The sequence below is a fragment of the Streptomyces calidiresistens genome, from assembly GCF_014141525.1.
GTDB classification, from domain to species: domain Bacteria; phylum Actinomycetota; class Actinomycetes; order Streptomycetales; family Streptomycetaceae; genus Streptomyces; species Streptomyces calidiresistens.
This window is the reverse complement of record NZ_VKHS01000703.1, coordinates 1-2,864: the sequence shown is the minus strand read 5'-3', so window position 1 is coordinate 2,864 and position 2,864 is coordinate 1. Positions and strand designations below refer to the sequence as shown.

General features: G+C 71.7%; 4 protein-coding genes. 3 read left to right on the top strand and 1 reads right to left on the bottom strand.

Annotated elements, in window-relative coordinates:
- Nucleotides 1-21 precede the first annotated feature (21 nt).
- Nucleotides 22-561: a YbhB/YbcL family Raf kinase inhibitor-like protein gene (locus FOE67_RS21710; RefSeq protein ID WP_182666525.1), complete on the bottom strand. Its 540-nt coding sequence runs from the start codon at nt 559-561 to the stop codon at nt 22-24.
- A 228-nt stretch (nt 562-789) separates the two neighbouring features.
- Between FOE67_RS21710 and FOE67_RS21705 the strand changes: the two genes are divergently transcribed.
- The 3 genes from FOE67_RS21705 to FOE67_RS21695 all read left to right on the top strand — a co-directional run bounded on the left by FOE67_RS21705 (nt 790) and on the right by FOE67_RS21695 (nt 2,523).
- Nucleotides 790-1,194, top strand: a complete 405-nt coding sequence (locus tag FOE67_RS21705; RefSeq protein ID WP_182666526.1) for a guanyl-specific ribonuclease — start codon at nt 790-792, stop codon at nt 1,192-1,194.
- Nucleotides 1,191-1,679, top strand: a complete 489-nt coding sequence (locus FOE67_RS29595; RefSeq protein ID WP_228474151.1) for a barstar family protein — start codon at nt 1,191-1,193, stop codon at nt 1,677-1,679. The genes FOE67_RS21705 and FOE67_RS29595 overlap by 4 nt, the downstream gene beginning before the upstream one ends.
- Nucleotides 1,680-1,839: 160 nt before the next feature.
- The gene (locus FOE67_RS21695; protein ID WP_182666524.1) at nt 1,840-2,523 is read left to right on the top strand and encodes a DNA-3-methyladenine glycosylase; all 684 of its coding nucleotides are present in this window, start codon (nt 1,840-1,842) and stop codon (nt 2,521-2,523) included.
- Nucleotides 2,524-2,864: the final 341 nt, after the last annotated feature.

Sequence of the window (2,864 nt, the reverse complement as noted above, 5' to 3'; positions counted from 1 at the left end):
GGAGCGGGGTGGGAGGAGGGCTCAGCCCTCCGCGGGCACCTCGTGGGTGGCGATCAACCGGGCCCGCCCGATCGCGTGGAACCGCAGCATGAAACCCACCTGCGCGGGGGTCGCCTCCGCGTCGGGGCCCAACTTCTCGGTGTCCACCGCGTAGACCGTGAACACGTACCGGTGCGGTCCGTCCCCCGCGGGCGGGGCGGCACCGCCGAAGCCCCGCGTGCCGTAGTCGTTGCGCACCTGCACCGCCCCGGCGGGCAGCCCCGTTCCGTCCCCGGACCCGGCACCCGCGGCGAGCGAGGTCACCGACGCCGGGATGTCGAAGGCGGACCAGTGCCAGAAGCCGCTCCCCGTCGGGGCGTCGGGGTCGAAGCAGGTCACCGCGAAGCTTTGCGTCCCCTCCGGGAAGCCCTCCCACCGCAACTGCGGGGAGACGTTCCCACCATCCAGGACCTGAGCGGGCTTCAGGGGTTCACCCTCCATCATGTCGTCGCTCACCACGGTGAAGGACGCCACCGGCGGGTGGAAGTCGTGGGGGAGCGGGGGCCGCTTCGTCCGATCCATGCGCAACCTCCTGTGTTCGGCCGGGGAACCCCGTCCACCGGCGCGGAATCCTCGGGTCCGTCGGCCCCGTGACCGGCCGCTCCGCCGCGGTGACAGCATGGGACCGTGAGATCAGGAAGAACGCAGCCCGGGCCCGTGAGCGCGGGCTCCCCCCATTCCCTCGTTTCCCGGCGGGTCACCGTCGGACGGACCCCTTCGTCCCGCTTCCTGCCCCTGTTGCTGGCGGGCATGCTCGCCCTGGTGCTGGCACTGTTGACGGGATGTGGGCCGGAGACGGCTCCCTCGGGATCCGGCGGAGCCGGCCGGGACACCGCCGATCGGACGGTGGGGGCCCCCGACTGGGCCCCGGCCGGCATGGACACGGTGAGGGTCGCCGACCTGCCGCCGGAGGCCCACCGCACCATCGAACTCATCGACGCCGGTGGCCCCTTCCCCTACGACAAGGACGGCAGTCGCTTCGGCAACTACGAGAAACGCCTGCCGATCCGCTCCGATCGCGCCCACTACCGCGAGTACACCGTGGACACCCCGGGTCTGAACCACCGGGGGGCACGGCGCATCGTGACCGGAGGGAACGGCGAGATGTACTACACCGACGATCATTACGAGACATTCCGAGCGGTGATCCGATGACGACCTCCCGCGAACTGCCCGAACCCTTCGGGGAGGGCCTGGCAGCGCTCCTGCGCGGTGACCTCCCGGCGGATCTCCACCGGCTCCCGCCCGGGCCCACCGCCCCGGGCGAACCGTCCCCCTCGACGGAGGCGCGGCACGCCGCCGAGGAGGCCGGGTGGCGGGTCCTGCCGTTCTCCCCACCGGACGGTCCCGCGGCCGAGGGGGAGAACGACGGGGGAGGGATCAAGAGGCTCCTGATCGAGGAGTTCGCCGCGACCTTCGACTTCCCGACGGGCACGGGAAGGAACTGGGACGCGCTCGCGGACCTCCTCACCGATCTGTCCTGGCTCCCACCCGCCCGGGGACGCCTGATGGTGGCACCGCACTGGAGTGCCTGGCGGGCGCGCGACACCGAGGCGGTGGACACGGCCGAGGAGATCCTCCGCGAGGCTGTGGTGCACTGGAGCACGCGGCCGGTGCCGCTCGCCGTATTGCTGGGCTGAGCCCGGGCGGCCCCCGTCCGACGGTGGGGGCCGCCGCGGTGAGGACACCCGCTTTCGGGCTCCCGGGGCCGGGCGGCGGGCCCGGCCGAACGCATCGGGAACGGGGAAGAAGTGGAGCGGGAGAGCGTGGCGCGACCCTACGGAACCACCGGTCGGGACGATGACGGTCACCGGGGTGCCCCGGGCGTTCCTCGATCGGCCCGTCACCGAGGTGGCCCCGCAGCTGCTGGGAGCGGTCCTGGTGCGGAACACCCCGGAAGGGGTGATGGCGGTGCGTCTCACCGAGGTCGAGGCCTACGGCGGAGGTGACGACCCGGGGTCGCACTCGTATCGGGGGCGTACGGCCCGCAACGCCTCGATGTTCGGGCCGCCCGGTCACGCCTACGTGTACTTCACCTATGGGATGTGGCACTGCCTGAACATCGTGTGCGGGCCGGCCGGGCATCCGAGCGGCGTGCTCCTGCGGGCGGGCGAGGTGGTCGAGGGCGAGGACCTCGCCGTCCGTCGGCGTCCCCGGGCCCGCGCCGGTCGTGACCTCGCCAGGGGACCGGCCCGGCTCGCCACGGCTCTCGGGGTGGATCGGGCGCTGGACGGCACGGATGTCTGCGGAGGCGGTGCGGAGGGCGGGGATCCCTCCCCGCTGGAACTGTGGCGGGCACCGGAGCCGCCGGACCCCGACACCGTACGGCGCGGTCCGCGCACGGGGGTGGGGGGAGCGGGGGCCGACCGACCGTGGCGTTTCTGGATCGACGGCGACCCCACGGTCAGCCCCTATCGGGCCCATCAGCCGAGGCGTCGTCCCGGTTCCGGGCGAGGGGTTGACACGGCCCCTCCGAGTCCGTAATGTTGGTCGAGTCGCCTGGAGGCGGCTCCCCGGCGGATCTCTTCGAAGAAGGGTCCGGGAGAGCCTCCGAGGACACCTACCTCACAGGATGAAGACTCCGGATGGAGTCGATTTTCGTGACGCCTCTTTCGGATCGCAAGAGCCGATTTGGGAACACGGGGAAACATCCGCTAGGGTGGGAAACACCGAAGGGAAGCGCCCGGAGGACGAACCGGCCGAATGGCGGGGGGTTTCCGAAGGAAGCGTCCGTTCCTTGAGAACTCAACAGCGTGCCAAAAGTCAACGCCAGATATGTTGATACCCCGTCCATCCGGGTCCCGTGGAGTCTTCCGCGGTGGTTC